General features: G+C 34.9%; 15 protein-coding genes. 2 read left to right on the forward strand and 13 right to left on the reverse strand.

Going from position 1 to position 19,462, the window contains the following annotated elements:
• Window positions 1–6 precede the first annotated feature (6 nt).
• Window positions 7–1,092: an amidohydrolase family protein gene (locus AC6IWN_RS09085; protein ID WP_497992059.1), complete on the reverse strand. Its 1,086-nt coding sequence runs from the start codon at window positions 1,090–1,092 to the stop codon at window positions 7–9.
• Between the two features lie 177 nt (window positions 1,093–1,269).
• Here AC6IWN_RS09085 and AC6IWN_RS09090 point away from each other — a divergent pair, with 177 nt between their 5' ends.
• Complete coding sequence (locus tag AC6IWN_RS09090; RefSeq protein ID WP_497992060.1) at window positions 1,270–2,526, forward strand: PucR family transcriptional regulator; 1,257 nt, start codon at window positions 1,270–1,272, stop codon at window positions 2,524–2,526.
• A gap of 340 nt (window positions 2,527–2,866) precedes the next feature.
• Here the strand turns inward: AC6IWN_RS09090 and AC6IWN_RS09095 are convergent, their stop codons facing one another.
• Window positions 2,867–3,841 (reverse strand): SDR family NAD(P)-dependent oxidoreductase, encoded by a 975-nt coding sequence (locus AC6IWN_RS09095; protein WP_497992061.1) that lies wholly within the window; start codon window positions 3,839–3,841, stop codon window positions 2,867–2,869.
• A gap of 137 nt (window positions 3,842–3,978) precedes the next feature.
• Between AC6IWN_RS09095 and AC6IWN_RS09100 the strand changes: the two genes are divergently transcribed.
• Entirely contained in the window at window positions 3,979–4,554 is a 576-nt protein-coding gene (locus AC6IWN_RS09100) for a TetR/AcrR family transcriptional regulator (protein WP_497992062.1), read from the forward strand.
• A gap of 685 nt (window positions 4,555–5,239) precedes the next feature.
• On the opposite strand, the gene AC6IWN_RS09105 is transcribed toward AC6IWN_RS09100, so the two are convergent.
• The 11 genes from AC6IWN_RS09105 to AC6IWN_RS09155 all read right to left on the reverse strand — a co-directional run bounded on the left by AC6IWN_RS09105 (window position 5,240) and on the right by AC6IWN_RS09155 (window position 19,445).
• A complete protein-coding gene (locus AC6IWN_RS09105) occupies window positions 5,240–5,431 on the reverse strand; it encodes a hypothetical protein (protein ID WP_497992063.1) in 192 nt (63 codons plus the stop codon).
• A gap of 1 nt (window position 5,432) precedes the next feature.
• The gene (locus AC6IWN_RS09110; RefSeq protein ID WP_497992064.1) at window positions 5,433–5,615 is read right to left on the reverse strand and encodes a hypothetical protein; all 183 of its coding nucleotides are present in this window, start codon (window positions 5,613–5,615) and stop codon (window positions 5,433–5,435) included.
• 41 nt (window positions 5,616–5,656) lie between these two features.
• Window positions 5,657–5,857 (reverse strand): hypothetical protein, encoded by a 201-nt coding sequence (locus AC6IWN_RS09115; RefSeq protein ID WP_497992065.1) that lies wholly within the window; start codon window positions 5,855–5,857, stop codon window positions 5,657–5,659.
• A 73-nt stretch (window positions 5,858–5,930) separates the two neighbouring features.
• Complete coding sequence (locus tag AC6IWN_RS09120; protein ID WP_497992066.1) at window positions 5,931–7,331, reverse strand: hypothetical protein; 1,401 nt, start codon at window positions 7,329–7,331, stop codon at window positions 5,931–5,933.
• Between the two features lie 313 nt (window positions 7,332–7,644).
• Complete coding sequence (locus AC6IWN_RS09125; RefSeq protein WP_497992067.1) at window positions 7,645–10,821, reverse strand: AAA family ATPase; 3,177 nt, start codon at window positions 10,819–10,821, stop codon at window positions 7,645–7,647.
• Entirely contained in the window at window positions 10,808–12,613 is a 1,806-nt protein-coding gene (locus AC6IWN_RS09130; RefSeq protein ID WP_497992068.1) for a hypothetical protein, read from the reverse strand. The genes AC6IWN_RS09125 and AC6IWN_RS09130 overlap by 14 nt, the downstream gene beginning before the upstream one ends.
• A gap of 318 nt (window positions 12,614–12,931) precedes the next feature.
• Window positions 12,932–14,158, reverse strand: a complete 1,227-nt coding sequence (locus AC6IWN_RS09135) for a recombinase family protein (RefSeq protein ID WP_497992069.1) — start codon at window positions 14,156–14,158, stop codon at window positions 12,932–12,934.
• Window positions 14,159–14,524: 366 nt separating this feature from the next.
• Window positions 14,525–16,117: a 23S rRNA (uracil(1939)-C(5))-methyltransferase RlmD gene (gene rlmD / locus AC6IWN_RS09140; RefSeq protein ID WP_497992070.1), complete on the reverse strand. Its 1,593-nt coding sequence runs from the start codon at window positions 16,115–16,117 to the stop codon at window positions 14,525–14,527.
• Between the two features lie 5 nt (window positions 16,118–16,122).
• Window positions 16,123–17,040, reverse strand: coding sequence for a radical SAM protein (locus tag AC6IWN_RS09145; protein ID WP_497992071.1), 918 nt, complete (start codon window positions 17,038–17,040; stop codon window positions 16,123–16,125).
• Window positions 17,041–17,222: 182 nt separating this feature from the next.
• Window positions 17,223–17,840 carry a DNA-3-methyladenine glycosylase family protein gene (locus tag AC6IWN_RS09150; protein ID WP_497992072.1) on the reverse strand — a complete coding sequence of 206 codons (618 nt, stop codon included), beginning with the start codon at window positions 17,838–17,840 and terminating at the stop codon, window positions 17,223–17,225.
• 414 nt (window positions 17,841–18,254) lie between these two features.
• Complete coding sequence (locus tag AC6IWN_RS09155; protein ID WP_497992073.1) at window positions 18,255–19,445, reverse strand: aldo/keto reductase; 1,191 nt, start codon at window positions 19,443–19,445, stop codon at window positions 18,255–18,257.
• Window positions 19,446–19,462: the final 17 nt, after the last annotated feature.

The following is a 19,462-nucleotide window of genomic DNA, read 5'->3' on the forward strand; positions in this document are numbered from 1 at the left end:
TATTTTTTATATTACTGCTTTTCCACTAATCCAGACTCCTTTGACATTCTTTATTGCCTGAATATCCGTCGTGGGATCACCTTCCACAAGGAGTAAATCAGCTCTTCGTCCGGCAACAATAATACCTCTGTCTTTGAGTCCAAAATAATCCGCAGGTTTGCTTGTTGCACTTTGCAGTGCTTCAACTGGGGTCATACCAGCGTCAACCATGTATGAAAGCTCTGCCTGCAAACCAAAACCGTGCGGTATTGCACAAGGAGCTGTTGGGTCATTGTTGGAATCTGTGCCGGCCAGGATATTAATACCTGCTTTGTGAATTGCCGCAACCGACTGCCGTACAAATTCGTAGTGAAACGGTACCTGGGGATTTTGCTTTTTGACTGATTCAACAATGCCTTTCATCATCCCCATTGTCGGCACCGATACGCACCCCTTAGCAGCCATCGCATCTATAATAGGCTGCGGCAAGGGTATTGCAAAAGGAATGTGCGTTAAAACATCCACACCAGCCTCTATGGCGACTTTATAGGATATTGGAGAAACAGCATGAGCAACCACATGTTTATGCTGACGGTGGGCTTCTTCAACTATGGCAATGATAAATTCGAGTGGAAATTCAGCCCCACCACTAACTCCCTGCTCCTCTAAAAGGATCTTTATATAAGCTGCACCTGAGGAAATCTGTTCATTAACAAACTGAATGGCTTCTTGTTTGCTCTTTATTTCTGCATTATCCGGATATCCCATCTTAGTGCGAACATCACTGTTCGGTGGAAACGCCGGCAGATAGCAGCTCTCGATACTTGGTAAACTGGGCTGGTTTCTTAATGCATCGAGAGCAGTAGCAGACCTGGTTGCCATATCCAACATTGTGGTCACACCGCAATGCGCCGCTGCTTCTAAATCCTGCAGTGAGTCAAGATGAACATGTGAGTCGATAAGGCCCGGGAGAAGCGTACAGCCGGTGCCGTCAATGGTAATTTCACCACTTGTTTTGTCCGTAATTAAACCATCTTCAAAGACTACCGTACCTGTCTTTAAGATATTGGTTCCATTGAAAATATTTGCATTCATTATTGCAGTTGATGCCATAATTATACCTCCTAAATTTTTTATAACTGTGCTATCGTACAGTTTCAGCTACATGTATTGCTTGACTGATAATAAATATAATATTACACTATAGGTGCTTCTACAATGTACACAGATTTAATGTTTTTGAATAAATTGTACCTGTGATTGGACTATTGCACAATTAAGGAGGTTTTTATGAATTTTGATCATGATTCAATGGAAATAGACGATTCAAACATAAAAGTTGCGTTATATATGCAAGAACTCTCTGATGTATTTTTCGCAAATAAGAGTTTGCAAACGCTGATAGATAAAGTAAGAAAGATTTTCGGCCGTCCTTTGATGCTGTATGATTCAAGCTTCAAGGTTCTTGCCGCTTCCTTTGATGCAAGTAGTGTATTTCAGTTTGAATATAGCGATAACGGCAGCCAATACCTCAGCAAAGCTTCCGAAGATTTAATTTACTCTAACCATTCACCGGAAGATAAAAAACCAATTTTGTATTTTAGCCGGAAGGATAAGCCCTTGTTCCAAGGAATGCTTCTTGCTTCTGTAAGAATAGACATCATTGAGGTGGCCAGTTTTATTATTCATGAAGGGGGTATAGCCTTTCAGGAAACAGATTATATGCTGCTTGAAAAACTTCGTGCTCTATTAGCTGCCCAACTTCAACGGAATATTCTCTTAAACCTTGATAACAATCATAACCCTGCTTATATTCTTTCCGACCTTATTGAGGGCAAAACGGACGATAATACATTTCTCCATGGTATGAAATCAAACCTAAATTGGATCAGGTCGAATTTCATATACATTTTAGTTATCTGCAGCAGTATGCAGGAAGCATTCGACAGTAAAGTATCCGTTGTTTTCCAAAGATTAAAGTCTTATATTCCGGTGGGGCAGCGTATCATCTATCACTCTGCTATTGTTGCGTTTGTTGACGAAATTCTCTATGAAACGTTGTTTAATTCCCAAAACGGTACTTTTTCCAAATTCATAGAAGAAAACAATTTATATGTAGGAATCAGCCAGAAATTTTCCTCTCTTTCGGAAGCAAAGAAGCAATATCACTATGCACTTGACGCTCTTGAGATTGGCCAGAAGAGACACTCACATTGTACCTGTTTTGACGAATGTACCTTGTATATTATTTCCGATATGATATTCAACAGGTATGATCCCATGGATATCTGCCATCCGGCTGTTATATTGCTAATAAATTATGACAGGGAAAATGGCTCTTCTCTTCTTAACACATTAAAACAATATATATATTTCTCATCCGCACCGGCTGAGGCCGCAAAAGCACTGAATATCCACAGAAACACCTTGTTCTACCGGATAGGGAAAATAAAAGAGATAACGGGAATCAAGTTAGATAATGGTGACGAAAAAAGCCGGATTTTCATGTCTATAAGATTGCTGGAGAGCAAAGACATAATACTATGAATATAAGAATAATAAGGAAACTACTATCGGAGTGCCAACCATTAAGATTTACAGATTTACTTAGCCCTTGTACTTAGCTTCCATTCAAACCAAAACCATTCAAAAATTTTTGAAATTTCCATTTATCTGGTATATCCATTTCCCAAATCAGCAATCCTAAATATTTTTATAATCATTATTGGCTCAGGAAATTCCTGAGCCAAGTACATCCACGCATTACTCAATATAGTAGTCCCCATATCACATTTATAACACCAACTTATATTTGAATTTAGGAATTTTACGAATGCTTAATACGATTGTTATTGCCATTTCACGTCATAAAAATACCAGGCGACTTTCAGTTTAAGCTTAATATCGTTTCTGTCTTGCTCAGTTTTGTCAATTCAACACTTGTCCTCCACAAATCTTTCCTATTTTTTATGTTATAGGAAAGCTCTGATGATTTAATTTCCTTTATACCGTCAAAATATTTCCCTGTAGTTTCATTCAGTTCAGGATTCAAAACAAGAGAAGCTAATGCCTTACCTGACGTTTCGGCAGTGGTGGCATTTTTATTAAACGAAACTAATACTGGAAGTATATATTTAAGTAAGAGTTTCATTATAGGCGGAAACGTGCGGGAAAACCCCGTGCCCGGCATCTGACCCGGATTAAAGGCGTTAACTGTGATACTTTTGTCCGTTTCTTTCTGTATTTTTTCAGCGAGTTCATAGGCACAATAGATATTGCATAATTTTGAAGTTGAATAACGACACTGACCAACTTTAATCATGCTTTCGTTTTGACTCATTTTCTTAGGATAGGCTAACAGCCTCGCGTTCTCATAGACAGGCGGAGCGACGATTGTCTTTTGCGCTGGATCGTGAGTCCCGCTGCTGACAAAGACGATCCGGCCGGAGTCATTCATTATTCCGAGAAGAAGATTGGCGAGTAGGAAATGTCCAAGATGATTAATTCCAAAGGTACTTTCAAATCCATCCTTCGTATAATAAGTTTTATCAACCATAATTAATCCTGCGTTGCAAACCAAAGCATATAGGGGTGGATACTCAGAATTTAGGAATTTTGTTACAAAGGTTCTTACAGATTCCAAGGACTCAAGATCGAGTTCCAGCGATGTTATATTGGTGTTCTTAGTTTCTCTGATTAATGCATTTACCGCTTCGTTTGCTTTAATAGCATTACGGCAAGCGAGTATAACATGATTATTTTTATCGGCTTTGGCAATATTTTTGGCGCATGCGTAGCCCAATCCTGAGTTCCCCCCGGTTATAATAATGGTTTTTTTACTTGAATTCATTTCTTTTAACATGATTTCACTCCTTTTTATCTGAATTACTATCTAATATGTTGACACCGTCAACTTAAGATAAATATATCTCAAACTGTTGACAGTGTCAACATACAATAGTAAAATAAATAAAGAATAAAGACAGAAATGAGGTTAATATGGTCAATAAAAATGATACAAAACAAAAGCTGCTTGATGTCACCAGACAAATGATTGACACCAATGGCATTAACTCCGTCAGTATGCGTGATCTCGGAAAAGAAATGAATTTATCCAGAAGCGCTGTTTATAGACATTTTAAAAATAAGGATGATTTGCTTGCTGCTATCGTAACTGAAGATTTTGATATGCTAATAAGTCATTTTCATAAATCAATTGAAGAAATAGACGATTCCCGAACGCTTTTTTCTAAAATGTTATATACTTTTTATGATTTTAGTATAAAAAATTATGAACATTATCAATTAATGTTCATAAAGCAATGGGATAAGAATCAGTATGAAAATCTACACACCTCAGCTTTTGAATTATTTAGAATCATTTATAACTGCTTTGAAAAAGCACATGGTCAAAAACATACTGTCAGTAAATCACCTAAACAATTAACAGCAATGGGATCTGCATTTATTATTGGTCTTGTTGAACTTAATTCTGCAGGTCACCTGGAATCTGAAAAGGGCTTTGATGATCCAACTGGTTTGATAAATTCATTTTTAGATTTAATGTTAGTTTGAGTTGTAATACATTGAATTCGTTGTATCACCAAATTATATGCTATTTTGGGGGAGTGTACATCCCACCAAACCCTTTTGTCATCAATAAAAACGCTAAAGAATCGGGCTGAATAACGCATCTTTTCAGGCCCGATTCTTGTTTATTTCTCCAAAACCATAACATATTGAGGTTAACTCTATTTCTTGCCATCAAAACCTCAATTCGTCATCATTATTAACGTCTCATCATGTCCTAGTCAGAGCAATATGACTATATTTTTCTCATGTCCCCCTTCTCAAGGGTAAGCTATTTTTCTGTGAAGGGGAACATATTTTTTATCATTCAAAATTCTTCAATTTCAATCTGTCTAGCGTTTATATAGCAAGCAGCACGTCTCCACATGCCTTGAGTATACAATAATGATGCCGTGAAGACCCACTGGTTCCTTGGCGGAGGGGGTATTTTTCTCAAAATGGATCATTGAGATCATTTTTTCGAAACTCAATTACCACTCTTTGAAGACCAAATGACATTTTATATTTGTCTACCCCATATTAAGCACTTACGAATGAAAATCTAATCCCTCTAAAAAAGAGTCTGGGGGTGAACCCAGACCCCACTTATATTTTCCTTACAAATATAAGTAAATTGCATAGACTCCAGATCGAAATTACAGTACACCATTCCGATGGATTGCGTTATGAACTAAAGCTTTTTTATTGTTCTTTTTATTTCATTGAATGTTTTCATTACTGAACCATCGCCCTTTTTCAGAGCCCGACCAGCGTGTGGTGCAAACTGATCTAAAACAGTTTCAGCACCTTTCTTATATCCCACTTTAGTTGCCTCTTTAATTACGTTTTCTAAGCCTGATAAAATTTGCTTTGCTGCACTCATCTCATTTTCTCCTTTCCGGATTATATGCTTCTCGTTCTTTTTCTAAAAGATTTTTAAACTCATCAGCTAACTGATCAGCATATGTTTCACTAATCACTTCCTCATAGCTCTTGTTACAGTTTTGCTTTGCTTTGTTCTTTTTCTTTTTATGATTTGATATGCTAATTATTTTACTCTTTTCCATTGCAATCAACTCCTAACATACAGACTTTTTTTGCTATCACATCACTTTTTATAGCGACTAAGTAAAATTGAATACCCTTGTCCCTTCTCCAAAGTTTTAAGGTTTGTCCACCAAAGATTACCTTTACTAATTTGGTAAGTATCATCAATCAGCATGTTGTTATCATCTAAATTTATAACAGAGACGCCTAACGCTTGAAAGAAGTTGGTGATTTTCGCTTTATTCTCACCTTTTATCGACATAAATAAACCTCCAATCTAATATTTATAATTACATTTTACACATGAAAATTTTTTATGTCACGGAATGCTTTTTTTAAAAAATCCTTTGGTGATTATGATGTTCCAATATGTCATCAATTCCACTAAAACACAAGGGGGTAATCCCTTCAAATAGTTGTTCTAAATACTTTAATGTAGTTAAAAAATCATAACACAACATAGTATCCATCAAAATATGGTAAAGTTTTTTCTGTAGCTTATTTTTTAAATTGTATAATTGTAAACTACTGGTTTCCCTATAATATCCACGACTAATTTTCTCTCGAAGAAATAAGTACTCTGAAGCTTTTTCATAAGAATTAGCATCACCACTCTCTTTATATTCTTCCAGAAATCTCCTTACAATTGTTGATGCTTTTCTTTTATATTTTGAATTGCTCAAGTAAATCTCCCTAAAGTACACTTTAATATCTAATATGTTCTCAGGATTTGCTATTCGCCCACCATACATAGCGAATAACTCAATAGTTTCTTTTGTCTTATCGAGTTTATCTCGGTATTCGTCAATTGTAATTCCTTCTAAGATTATTTCCTTATGCTGCTCTATAGGAATATCACTATATTTATTAACTTTATATGCATTAGGGACAGGATTAAAAAATGCTGAATCTTCATTTTCTTCATCTTCCAACAATTCAATAACAGAAATATACTCTCCAAAGTTATTTCTCTGTGCCAATATGGAAATGAAGATGGCTATTGCTTCATCAAACAGAACCTCGCATCTTTTCTTAAAGAAGTTTTGATTTAAGCCACTTTCAAAATCAATAAGAAAGGATTCGATTTTAGTTACTATTTTAATTTTAATGCTTTCTTGTAAGTCAGGAATTGTAATTACCCAATAATTAATCATTTGCAAAATAGCATCTTGTACTAAGTCAATTGCAAATTCAAGATTGGTAGAATTATTCTCGATTTCCAACTCCTCAATTTGACATCTCATATTTGATATCATTTCTTTTACATTTTGGGGCCTTCTTCGGATAATTTCTCTATGCATATATTTATAAGAGTTGAGTTTTTCCGGAAAATTGCTTGCTTCAGGTTTATTGATGTAGAAAAAGTCAAATTTCCTCCATTTATCATCGATACTTGAATCTTTGTTATCAATAGAAATTTTATTGATATTAGCTATCAACTTATTACCAATCATTCTATTGTTGTTTTTTAAATTGAATATATGATCTAAAAACAAACCAATTTCAACATCATTAAAAGAGCTAATTGGGAAATACTTAAAAATATCTGCCTTAAAAGAGAAGCGCTCTAAATAATCATCTTTTTCAAAGTGCGTTAAAAGGTTTCTTACATTTCTTGCAAATGTATCCTTTTTGTTTAAAAAATCATCCATCTGCTCAATAGTAAGTTCTTCGCAGTCTAAAACCAAAAGTCTACTTTCCACATATTCATCTATATTGAAATTACTGAGACCCAAAATTCACTCCGCCTTTCACGCCATATAATATTCAAAACAATTTATTAATTGCTGATTCCTTTATCATTCCTCAGATCCTTATATTTAGATTCGGTATGTTATTTATTTGTTTTTGGAGCAGTATTTCCGCATATTCATAGATCCAGTTTCAATCAAATATGCGGAATGGGCATATCTATCGATGCTCGTTTATGCCTGGATGCCTTCACCCATACAAGTTGATATATTTTTTCCCAGTATTCAGCTCCGCAACAATTATATATAAGATTTTCAATACTCATAAAAAGTTCCTCCAAGGTAGTCTTTTTTTATCCTACACAGCAACCAATCTTATACTATTTGCCGCTTCTTTGTAAGGTGAATATATTTTTTCTGTAAATATTGAGGGTTTTTCATCTGTTCGCCTTATATCAAGATGTTTAAAGTCGTCAGTAAGGCAACTAAATTTTCTCCTAAAATAAGTTGCCACCTGATCATTTGCGGTTGTGATGAATAATTGAACTCCCATTAGTGATATTTCTTTGAGCATATCAACTAAATTCATAATATGTACATCATCCAAGTTTGCTACCGGCTCATCAAACATCAAAAAGTTAGGTGCATTTTTGGCCGAGAAATGCAGACATAGTGTCACTGCAAATACTAGTGACAATGCTTGACCTGTACTAACATTGCTAATATCAATAGTCTCTTTTGTTGATTTACGTACAAACTTTATCGTACCATCTTCTATAATCAAATCAGTAAATTCCTCTGGTCTATGAATCATTTTAAAGATTCGCTCAATTCGTTTTGCATTTTCCATTATAAATTGTGACATATTATCTTCCAGTGAAGACAAACCTTCAAATGCTTTTATAGCCCTTTCGCACCTTTCTAATCTCGCTTCAGCTATAAAAAGTTCTTCTTTCTTCTTATTAAAATCATTAAGTAAAGATTTTTTATAGATATCATCCTTTTCTCTCTTCAAATTTTCTTCAAATACTTTCTTTAAATTATAAAATGATACGCACCACTCTTTAATATCAAAGATATCTTCAATAGTTTTAAAAACAGATTTTATATCATTTACACATGATACTAGCTCTTTGTACAAAGAAAATTCTACATTAATTTCCTCATAGCGTTTATTAGTTAATTCTTTTGTCACTAGGTCTGCTTCTAATCTTGACAATTCTTTCTCTATCCAACTCTTTTCTTGAAGATTTTCGAACATTTCAGCCTCAGTACTCTCTTGTTTATTCTTTAAATATGTTGAAAAAGAGTTTATAACGAATTGCTTATTAAATTCAAAATAAATGTCTTTTGTCTCTATCTCATTTATAATCTCAATTTTCCTTTTATTTTTTGAAAGAAAGTCTTCAATTGAATTTACTATTTCATCACAGTTCTTAAATAAATTTATTACGTCAGTTACATTTAATTTAATGTCTATTTTTCCAAGCTGTTCAATAAAATCATTTATTTCATTATTCTTTATCCTTCTAATTTCCATATTTTTTAACTCGGACTTTTTGTCTTGAATCTTTTTACTTAATTCTTGCTCCTGTAAAATAATTATCTCCATCTCACTATCAAAATTACTGTTAAGTATAGCTGTATTATTGATTGCTTCTTCTAAACCAGCAGAATTCATAAAATCATTTCCACATAAAGGACATTTAGAATTATCTTTATGCAATAATTGATAATCTTTTGCAAATCTGAAGATATCTGTCAATATTTTTTTTGTTAAATCACTACTATTTTGTTTCTCGCTTAAACTTTGTTTTACTTCATCATGGTTTTTAAGCAAATTTTGATAGCTCAGGGAGGCTTCCTTGCACATTGCATCGATTCCAGGGTCACTTTTCCCTTCATAATATCTTAATTTTTCGAATTCATTAAGAATAGATTTCAATTTATTGCATTTTGATTTCTTGTCATGATATTCAGATATCAACTTATCACGCTCGCTTTGGCTATCAATAGTTATATAGTCTATTGTTGCATAATTTCTACCAATTTCTTCATATTCAGTTTTTAATTTAACTAGCTTATCATATCGGCTTAGATTTAAACTTTTTTTAATTTTTATATTACTAATCTCTTTCTCTTGATTTTCGATTTTCTCTTTATCAATTTGAATTTCATCTTTTTTCAACACAAGATTATTAAATTTCTTCAGAATATCTCTAAAAGTTTTTACCTCTAATGCAAATACGTCTTTATCTAATCTAGAAACGCTGTATTGTAGTGAATCAAGCATGCTAAGCTTCTCATTTAATTTATATCCGACTGGAATTTCTGATAAGAAATTAAATTTGTCATCAAATAATGTTTCAAACGATAGCTCTTCTAAATTCACTCCTGCTATCTTTTTCTCCATCTCTACAACTTCATTTTTTAATTCTTGCTTTTGATTTTTCCAAGTTCTTTTTAGTGTGTTAAATTTCTCATAATAGTTTTGAATATTTTTCCAAGATTGAGTCGTTTCTTCTCCATAAATTAAGTTTTGCAATAACTCATTTAAATCTCTATTATTATTGTATATAGCATTGGGTTGCATATAATTAAAGATTGCAAAGTTTTCAATTAATCTTGATTTAGATCCCGTTGTTGTGGTTCCGTACCAAGTTAAATCCAATTCTCTACTATCTTTAGCTGTTTTTTTCGATGACAATACCACTTCATCACCCTTGCTATTTTCACAAATTACTTTAATAACATCATCTGACTTACTAATACCACTCATTCCTAGTGCTATTGCTTCACATATAGAAGACTTGCCGCTCCCATTAGATCCAGATATTAAATTTACTAGGCTTGGCGAGTATGTGAATTCGCTATTAAAACAGTGTGTTCGATAATTAGAAAAATGTAATTTGTTTATTTGCTGAATAACAAACATATCCTCACTTGAAGAAGATGTTTGGTTCATAATTGGTCTGCCAATCGGTCTGATTGGCTTTGCATTAACAATATATTCTTCTATACTATTTGAATTCATTTTATTATGTATACATCCATTTAACGAGTGTTCATTTAAATAATTATCCCATTCTAAGACAAAATTGGTTTTTATGCTGGTTTTCATTTTCGAATTTACCTGTCCAAAAAAACCATATTCCAAAAAATCTTTTAAATCATCTATTTCAAAAATAAACTTACGAGCATAATTCTCATCCTTTTCAATTTCATAGCCTTCACTTGAAATCATATTCTTATTCTCAACCATAATAAACGCATAAATATTCCACCTAATATCGTCACGATGTGAATAAAAAATATCCGCTATTATATTTTTTTGAAAAAAGTCAAAATTTTTTATTAATAAATCAAATTGAATATCCAAACAATTTATCACTAAATATTTAGCCACAATTTTCTTATTTTCATTGTTTAAATATTTATATGTTGTATAAATTTCAATATAGTTATTCATAAATAATTTTGTTTCAACTTTATATTCATATTTTAACTGAACTAATATTTCATTAATCTTGTTCATATTGACTTCCTCCAATAAAAATCGAAGTGGTATTTCGAGTAAATGTGCTATTTGAAGGTACTATACTTTTTGACTCATGCGGTTTCTTATATGGAATGTATTTACCATCTTTTCTGTAATAAAGTAAGATTTGATCTCTGTTATCTACGTTTGTTGACTGATAAAGAGCGCTATATACTTTTTCTACTGTTTCTATTTGCGTTGCATCGATCACTGCAAATATACCTTTTTTTATTGACCAATTTGAAAATTCTTCTGGAACTATGTTAACGGCTACATTATAAATATTATTACTTCCACATTCGGCTGCATTACAATCAATTTCAAATTTCACATTGTTGGAAAAAACATTCAGTTCATCAGGAATTTCATTTGTTTCAAGAAGTTTTACTAATGTTGAAAAAAGTTCTCTTTTCTTAGAGGTTCTTTCAACACTATCATCATTCATCGCGATTAATGCTCTATTCGAGATTTCGCCATCACATTTCAACTCATTTTTTAACTCCCCGCCCAAACAAATACTCAAAAAATAATCATTATACAACCAAATACATTTATCGTTACAAGTATTGTCTTTGCACTGTTGAAAAAAAAGTGGTCTCAACAGTTTATTATCTGACATATAAAATTGTGATGACTTATCTTCTTCCATACGAAGGCAATACTTTTCGTTTTGTACCCATTCATCCTTCTCGTATTTATACTTCTCTTTAACCACTGGATCAAAATCCGAGGATAATGTTGAATTAACACCAAAGACCTCTTCTTTTTTAACGTAAAATTTTAATATGTTTTCATTATTCGGAAATCTCCATATATTCATATTTTCGTTTGCAAAGTAAGTACATCCTTTAATCTGATTCTTCATTCTATGCATAAAAACTTCTTGATCAGAACAGATGCTTTTTAGATGAGAATGTCCACTCACTCCTAAATAATTATAATATGTATTTCCTGAGTCACTAATTGTAAACGCCTTATCAATTTTTGTTCCTTTTGCCCAGTTGACTACAATCTGCCTTTGTTTACTTATGCTTTGATCACTGGAAATAAAACTTCTGTTTCCAACAAATCTATAATCAAAAGGCTTTGAATTACATTGTGCATTCACCACTAATGGGTGTTTATACTTAAGACTTGTGATCAATTCTGACATAGAAAGTTGAATCGCATCAGCACAAATTAAAGTCACCAGAACATTTTTAGTATCTACTCCACCATTGAGATCAAAAATATATATTGTATTACCTTTTGATAAGTCATCAGCTTCATGCTCAATTCCTCTATCAGCCATATGATTATTTTTCAATTGAATAACTATTGCCAGTGTATTGGCATCCAAACGAAATAGATAAAATAAAGAATTCACGTGTGTACGATAATTGATATTATCCTCAATATTTATATTTATGTCTTCTTTACCATTCAAGAAACTTATGAAGTTAATAAAATCATTTTTACTTATTCCCGACATGCATAAACACCAAAGCTTTGCCATCTCTGGCCATTTTTGTTTGTTATTCACAATTTCTTCCATTATCTTAAATGGTATAGATCCTTCTGGTGTTAAAACTAGTGCAGGTTGCTTGTTTATGACTAGTTCAAAAAAACTGTTCACTTTTTGAAAGTATTTTTCATCATCACAAAATATACCTCTGTCAGCGCTGTATGATAAAACAGCTGACGGTTGAAATTTCATTATATCGTAAAGTATTTCAGAATTAGTTCTATTTACAATTAATGAAACCTTATTATTAGGTAAAATTTCTGATACTTTTGTATATTCTGTCATGCGCCACCCCCTAAATGCTTTTCACCTTAAAAATTGGAGTACAGTATCAACAACATTGTTATTCCTATTGTACTCTTAGGAGAGGCGTAATACAAGAAAAAATATCCATTTAATTGGTTATATTACAAATTACAACATTCTAATCTCAGCCTGCATTACTGCCTCTTCTTCCATATCTCAGAGTGCCTCCATCTCTTCACTGGTTGCCACAGGGAATTCCATGGGTTCTATATCTCCTTGCTGAATAGCCAGATCAGAAATGATCTCCCGGCATAGATTCGATTCACAAATTTTAATTCATTATTTTCTAACTTCAATCTATTTCCTTTCAATCCTAAGCACTTTGTCTTTTCCAACTCTAACCTCTTGAACCATCTTTCTCACTTTTTCTTCTTCATACTCTCCATCACAAATCCTCTTTCTGAGTTCTTCTTTAATCCAGGTTTCCTCAATTGTAGGTGAACATTCACATGCTTCTCGTCCTTTATCCATTCTTGTAGCACACCTGTATACTACTTTCCCTCGCTCTGTACGTCTCCTGAATGAAGCACCGCATTCTTCACAGACCAGAATATTGGCCAACAAATTCTGTCCGTTATATTTCTTTCCACTTGTCTCTATATTTCCATCACTGTTTTTAATGGATCTTTTTCTATGCTTTATTTCACAAGCAGTTTTAAAGAACTTCTCCTTTGAAATGATACCCATATGAGTATCATACACATAGTATCTGGTTCTTTGTCCGTCATTCTTTTCTCGCTTACCACTCAGATAATCCTGTGTATAAGACTTCTGAAGCATACTGTCTCCCATATATTTTTCATTACTGAGCATTCCAAGTATAACTTTCTCATGCCACACGTTATTACCGGTAGCCGTTTTAATTCTCATAGATTCCAACCTGTTCTTTATCTGCCTCAGAGATAAACCCGCCAGATACCACTCAAATATATTTCTTACAACCTCAGCCTGCTCTTTATTGATAACCATTTCTCCATCAATAACGTCGTATCCATAAAAATTCTTGTAATTATTCAATGTTATGCCCTGTTCAAATCTACTTTGGAAACCCCATGCAATATTTTCACTCATATTCCGTACCTCCTCCTGTGCAAATGCTGCGTATATAGTAATTATTTTTTCTGCAACATCATCTGTACTTCTTAAGTCTTCTTTTTCAAACCATACTGCTATTCCTCTTTCTTTTAGTTTTCTGATTGTCTGCAACATATCAACAGTATTTCCAGAAAACCTACTGATAGATTTCGTTATAACGAAATCTATTTCTCCATTCAGTGCTTTCTGAATCATTGTTTGAAAATTCTCTCTGCCCTTAATTCTGCATCTGCTGCCATAATCCATAAAAATTCCTGCAAATTCCCAATCCGCCTGTTCCTCAATATATTTTGTATAATATTCTATCTGCAGATCTATACTGGATTTCTGGCTCTCATATTTGGTACTAACCCTGCAATATGCTGCTACTTTTAATTTTCTGCTCTCTACTTGCTTCTTAGGTACTTCAATTCTTCTGACCTTTTTCATTTAACACCTGCCATTGACTTGCTCGCAGGTATTTATTCGGATTAAAGTGCCTTCAAACCTATCTGCTCACAAATATGTAAAATATAGTTATGTGTATTCACCATGATTCATATATCTTAGCACATTTGTTAATAGCGAATCTCTGCTTCTCCTTTCGAAATAAATTGTATCAAATTCATAATCAATATCAGTATAAGTGTAATAACATGCATGTTATCTGTAACAAATCGTCTTTATGTAAAAAAGAAAAGACATTAACGTATATTTACCCTACGGTACAATCACGCTAATGCCTACTTTAATTCTGTATTATTTACTTATCCGTTATGATATGTCAAATTGGCATAACTTTTCTGCACTTCTGCCTCAGGCTTTCTGCAACAGAGTTATTACCTCCACATGCCCCGTCCAAGGGAACATATCCACCGGCACTGCCTTCACAGCCTTATAACCCTTCTTCGTAATATACTGCAAATCTCTTTCCAGCGTAACCGGATTGCAGGAGATGTAAACCACCTTCTTCGGCTTTAACTGTACCACCGCATCCATAAACTGTTCGGTGCTTCCGCTTCTCGGAGGGTCCATGAATACCACATCTGCGCTTTCCTGTTGCTCTGCCATCTGGCTCATGAATACACCCGCATCATTACTATAGAACTCTATGTTCTTGGCGTCATTTCTCTTTGCATTAATATTCGCATCCTTGACAGCGTCTTTATTCAGTTCCACGCCGATTACCTTCTTTACATGATCGGAAGCGATAATACCGATTGTACCGATTCCGCAATATGCATCAATAACGGTCTCATCACCTGAGAGCTCTGCCAGTTTGATTGCCTTTTTATAAAGTACTTCGGTCTGAGCCGGATTTACCTGATAGAAGGACTTTGGCGAAAGGCGGAACACCTTATTACATAGGCTGTCTTCAATAAATCCTTTGCCATAGATTACCTGTTCCCTGTCACCAAGTACCATGCTTGTCTGTTTGTCATTTACATTAATAACTACGGTTGTAATCTCAGGATGCTTCGCTCTAAGCGCCTTAACGAAATTATTCTTGGATGGAAGAATCGAAGAAGACAGTACCAATACTACCATGACCTCACCGCTGGAATAACCGGTGCGGATTAGTACATGACGAAGTAGACCGTAACCGCTATCCTCGTCATAGGTCTTGATCTTGAAGGATTTTAGCATTCCTCGAATCGTTGCGATAATTGCATCCGCTTTTTCATTGTGAATACAGCATTGCTCTATCGGAACTACACGGTGGGATCCTTCTTCGTATACTCCGGATACCGGATTCCCCTTACGGTCATGATCAAATACCACATGAACCTTATTGCGATAATTTCTTGGGTTCTTCATACCGATAATTGGTTCCACCTTGCAGTACTTGGAGATAAGGCCTTCTACTAGCTTCTGCTTATCCTTTAATTCCTCTTCATAACTTTTCTTTAATATATTACAGCCACCACATTGTCTGATGTAGGGACATTCTCCGGGTTTCAAAAATCTTTTGCTTCTACTTTTACCCGGCATGTCGCCGGTTTCCCTGTTTCTACGATTATCAGTTCCTCTATCTCTATGATTAACGGTTTCCTTATCACTACGATTTCCGATTCCCCTATTACTGTGGTTTGCGCCTTCCTTGTTACCGCGGCTTACTTTCTCACGAATCGAAGTCTTTGTACCCGCAGAGGTTTTCTCTGCACTAGTGGCCGCCCCCTGGCTCTTCTTATGGCTGCCCTTGATCAATCTGCCCTTATTCAGTTTATCCATTAATTCATAGTCCAGATCCTCGAACTCCTCATAGCTGTTCTCATAAGAAAATGTTTTCTTTCCTGCTTTTGCTGTACCATTATCCGATTTATGACTTCTCTCTACTTTTTTAACCGGGATATTATTTTGCTTTTTTGCACCCTGCTTCTTTGTACTCTGTTTTTTCTTTTCACTCATCGTGATTAAACTCCTTCTCCGTTAAATTCCGGTATAAAGCTGTCGCTTGCGGTTTCTCCTTCTTGGATAAACCCGTTCTCAACGCCTATTTCTATTGCATAATCCACTAATTCCTCATATTCCTCATCCGTTATCTTTCGATTAATCTCAGGATAAGCAGTTACGTTCGGTAGTGGTGTATATTGATTCATAATACTGATATAGATTTGATCCCCATATCTTTCATAGAGATATTTAATTATGTTCTTGGAATCCTCCAAATATCCGGGCAATGATAAATGTCTTACGATTACACCCCGAATCATGATGCCTCGCTCATTAAACTCAGGTTCACCAACTTGTCTTACCATTTCAAAAATCGCCCCCGAAGCGTATTCATAGTAATTCCCACACCCGGAATAACGTATTGCAGGCTCCCAACTTATATATTTAAAATCCGGTAGATATACATCGATATATCCCTCCAACAAACGCAATGTCTCTACCTTCTCATACCCACTGCAATTATATACAATCGGTAATGTGAGCCCCTTCTCCCTTGACAAATCAATCGCTTTTATGATTTGGGGCGCATAATGAGTTGGAGTTACAAGATTTATATTATTTGCCCTTTTTCCTTGTAGCTCCAGGAATATGTCACTCAGTCGTTCCACACTAATCTGCTTTCCAGCCACACCATTTGCAATATTATGATTTTGACAATAAACACATCCCATGGAACAGCCGGAGAAAAATACTGTTCCCGAACCTACTTCACCGGATATGCAGGGCTCCTCCCACATATGAAGAGCCGCCCTCGCTACGATAAGCTGTGATGGCACCTTGCAATATCCAATATGACCATTTAATCGATCTACCCTGCATTCCCTTGGACATAGGGTACACTCTTTTAGCATATGCATCGACTGCCTCTCGATACTCATATGTAACCTCCGCGTTCAATCGAAAAGGGGCGTCCAAGTATGATCGGATACGCCCCCTCATTCTACTGTTTTTATTAGAAGTTTTTTACCTTCTATTATTACCGATTTATCTATCAAGATATTAATTCTATCATATTTTATCCTATAATGCAGATAAAATCAAAGAATTTTTTTATTCCTTCTTACTCATATGAATATCTCCATAAATAGATTGAAGCTACGGATGCATATGGGGCATATCGGTTTTTATATACCACGAATTGCTCCTTTGGTAGTTCTGTCAAACTATAAAGCTTCATAATACCTCTCCGGATTGCAATATCACCATAGCTGATAATATTCGGTCTCTCCATACTGTTAAGCAAAAGCATTTCTGCCGTCCAGGGGCCAATTCCATTTAGGGAAGATAATCGTTTTATCACTTCTTTATCCGGTAAATCATACAGTTCATTTAAATCCAGTGCACCATTCATTACCGTTTCTCCGATTCCTTTGATATATTTTGCTTTCGTTGACTGCATTCCACAGAGACGGATATCATCGATAGAGGCAGCTGCGATAATCTCCGGTGTAACGTCCTCAAAACGTTCCTGCATTCTTCCCCATACTGTTCTAGAAGCCTTTAGTGAAATCTGTTGCCCGATAATGGCAAAGACCAGAGCCGGAAACAAGTCAGGTATGATGACTCGTTCTATCTTTCCAATCCGATCAATTGCTTCACCAAGCAACTGATCTACGCTCTTCAGATAGTCCAACTCCTCATCTCCATATTCAAATATCTTCGTTCTCACTGTCTTCATAATCTTCCCCCATCCCTACGAATCAATGTTTTAACTAAGCAATATTTTATTCTACAATACATCATAGTTATCGGAGTGAGCGATTATTCCGCTTAATTCATACTCCCTCAAATTTTTATCCGCAAAGCTTTTAATACTATTTTTCATAAATTCCTTCAAAATAATACAACCTGTTTTATTTACATAAAATGAAATGAACCTCCATTGTTAGATTATTTGTCCAACAAATGAGGTTCACTTCATTACTTATTAAAATAATAATTATCGATAGATTAATTCTCAACAGCAAACTCTAAGATATTTCAAATATTTCAATTAAGATGTTAAATAACATTTAGGTATAAAATAATTGCAAAATAAAATATGTTAAATTCACCATTTTCACGTTATGGTAAATTTACATTTATTATTATGTTATTTTACATGCATGAACTTTCTTGCCACTCCAACGATTGGTCGGAACAGGATTCCTTCCATCTCCTTCTTTACAACACGCAGCTCTTTACGAATCTGTATATTCTGTGGGCAATGGTGCTCACATTTTCCGCAATCCTTACACAAGGAAGCATACGCTGGCTGTTTAGATAAGCTACCCAGTGTTTGCATATATTTGAAGCGACTTCTCTTTTCGTTCAGTAGGTATTTATCATTATAAGCGGAGAAACATCCCGGAATATTCACGCCTGCAGGACATGGCATGCAGTAGCCACAGCCCGTACACGGAACCTTAGTTTTCTCCATCATAACAGTCTTCACTCGATCGAATACACTTAATTCCTCTTCGGATAATGAGTTCGGAAGTACATCGGAGGCAATACGAATATTCTCTGCAAGCTGCTCTTCATCACTCATACCGGACAAAATCACGGTAACTTCCGGATGATTCCATATCCACCTTAGTGCCCATTCTGCCGGGCTCCGATTCGAATCAAATGTTTTAAATTCATTAATTACCTCAGCTGGAAGATTGTTCACTAACTTACCACCGCGGAGAGGCTCCATAACGATAACCGGAATACCAAGAGAACCTGCTAGCATTAAGCCAGATTTGGTTGCCTGATTATTCTCATCCAGATAGTTATATTGAATTTGACAGAAATCCCAAGGATAAGCCTGAAGAATCTCTTCAAAATCCCTTCTTCCACCATGAAAGGAAAAACCAATGTTTTTAATCGTTCCATCCTTCTTCAGCTGCTCCAACCACTCAATCACACCGATGGATACCATTCTGTCAAATGTCGCTTTATCGGTTAACATATGTAGCAGATAATAATCAATGTAATCGGTTTTAAGCCTTGTACACTGTGTTTGGAATATCTTCTTGGCGCCCTCTAATTTACTCACCATAAAGGGTGGAAGCTTTGTTGCGATTTTCACTTTTTCTCTGTAACCATCCGTAAGCGCTTCGCCTAATAAGCTTTCGCTCTTACCACCATGATAAAAGTAAGCCGTATCAAAATAATTCATTCCTTTATCAATCGCATCACGAATCAATGCGATGGATCTTGGCTCGTCAATATTGTTTCCTTTCATCGGAAATCTCATACAACCAAAGCCTAGTATCGATAATTCATCTCCGTTTTTTCCATTTTTTCTTGTTAACATAATCCAGCCTCCTAAAA

It is taken from the genome of Variimorphobacter sp. HTMS_6 (assembly GCF_059717775.1).

What these genes read in the sequence shown, in the direction of transcription:
- AC6IWN_RS09085 (WP_497992059.1), bottom strand. Translation starts at nt 1,092, where the DNA reads ATGGCATCAACTGCAATAATGAATGCAAATATTTTCAATGGAACCAAT.
- AC6IWN_RS09090 (WP_497992060.1), top strand. Translation starts at nt 1,270, where the DNA reads ATGAATTTTGATCATGATTCAATGGAAATAGACGATTCAAACATAAAA.
- AC6IWN_RS09095 (WP_497992061.1), bottom strand. Translation starts at nt 3,841, where the DNA reads ATGTTAAAAGAAATGAATTCAAGTAAAAAAACCATTATTATAACCGGG.
- AC6IWN_RS09100 (WP_497992062.1), top strand. Translation starts at nt 3,979, where the DNA reads ATGGTCAATAAAAATGATACAAAACAAAAGCTGCTTGATGTCACCAGA.
- AC6IWN_RS09105 (WP_497992063.1), bottom strand. Translation starts at nt 5,431, where the DNA reads ATGAGTGCAGCAAAGCAAATTTTATCAGGCTTAGAAAACGTAATTAAA.
- AC6IWN_RS09110 (WP_497992064.1), bottom strand. Translation starts at nt 5,615, where the DNA reads ATGGAAAAGAGTAAAATAATTAGCATATCAAATCATAAAAAGAAAAAG.
- AC6IWN_RS09115 (WP_497992065.1), bottom strand. Translation starts at nt 5,857, where the DNA reads ATGTCGATAAAAGGTGAGAATAAAGCGAAAATCACCAACTTCTTTCAA.
- AC6IWN_RS09125 (WP_497992067.1), bottom strand. Translation starts at nt 10,821, where the DNA reads ATGAACAAGATTAATGAAATATTAGTTCAGTTAAAATATGAATATAAA.
- AC6IWN_RS09130 (WP_497992068.1), bottom strand. Translation starts at nt 12,613, where the DNA reads ATGACAGAATATACAAAAGTATCAGAAATTTTACCTAATAATAAGGTT.
- AC6IWN_RS09135 (WP_497992069.1), bottom strand. Translation starts at nt 14,158, where the DNA reads ATGAAAAAGGTCAGAAGAATTGAAGTACCTAAGAAGCAAGTAGAGAGC.
- rlmD (WP_497992070.1), bottom strand. Translation starts at nt 16,117, where the DNA reads ATGAGTGAAAAGAAAAAACAGAGTACAAAGAAGCAGGGTGCAAAAAAG.
- AC6IWN_RS09145 (WP_497992071.1), bottom strand. Translation starts at nt 17,040, where the DNA reads ATGAGTATCGAGAGGCAGTCGATGCATATGCTAAAAGAGTGTACCCTA.
- AC6IWN_RS09150 (WP_497992072.1), bottom strand. Translation starts at nt 17,840, where the DNA reads ATGAAGACAGTGAGAACGAAGATATTTGAATATGGAGATGAGGAGTTG.
- AC6IWN_RS09155 (WP_497992073.1), bottom strand. Translation starts at nt 19,445, where the DNA reads ATGTTAACAAGAAAAAATGGAAAAAACGGAGATGAATTATCGATACTA.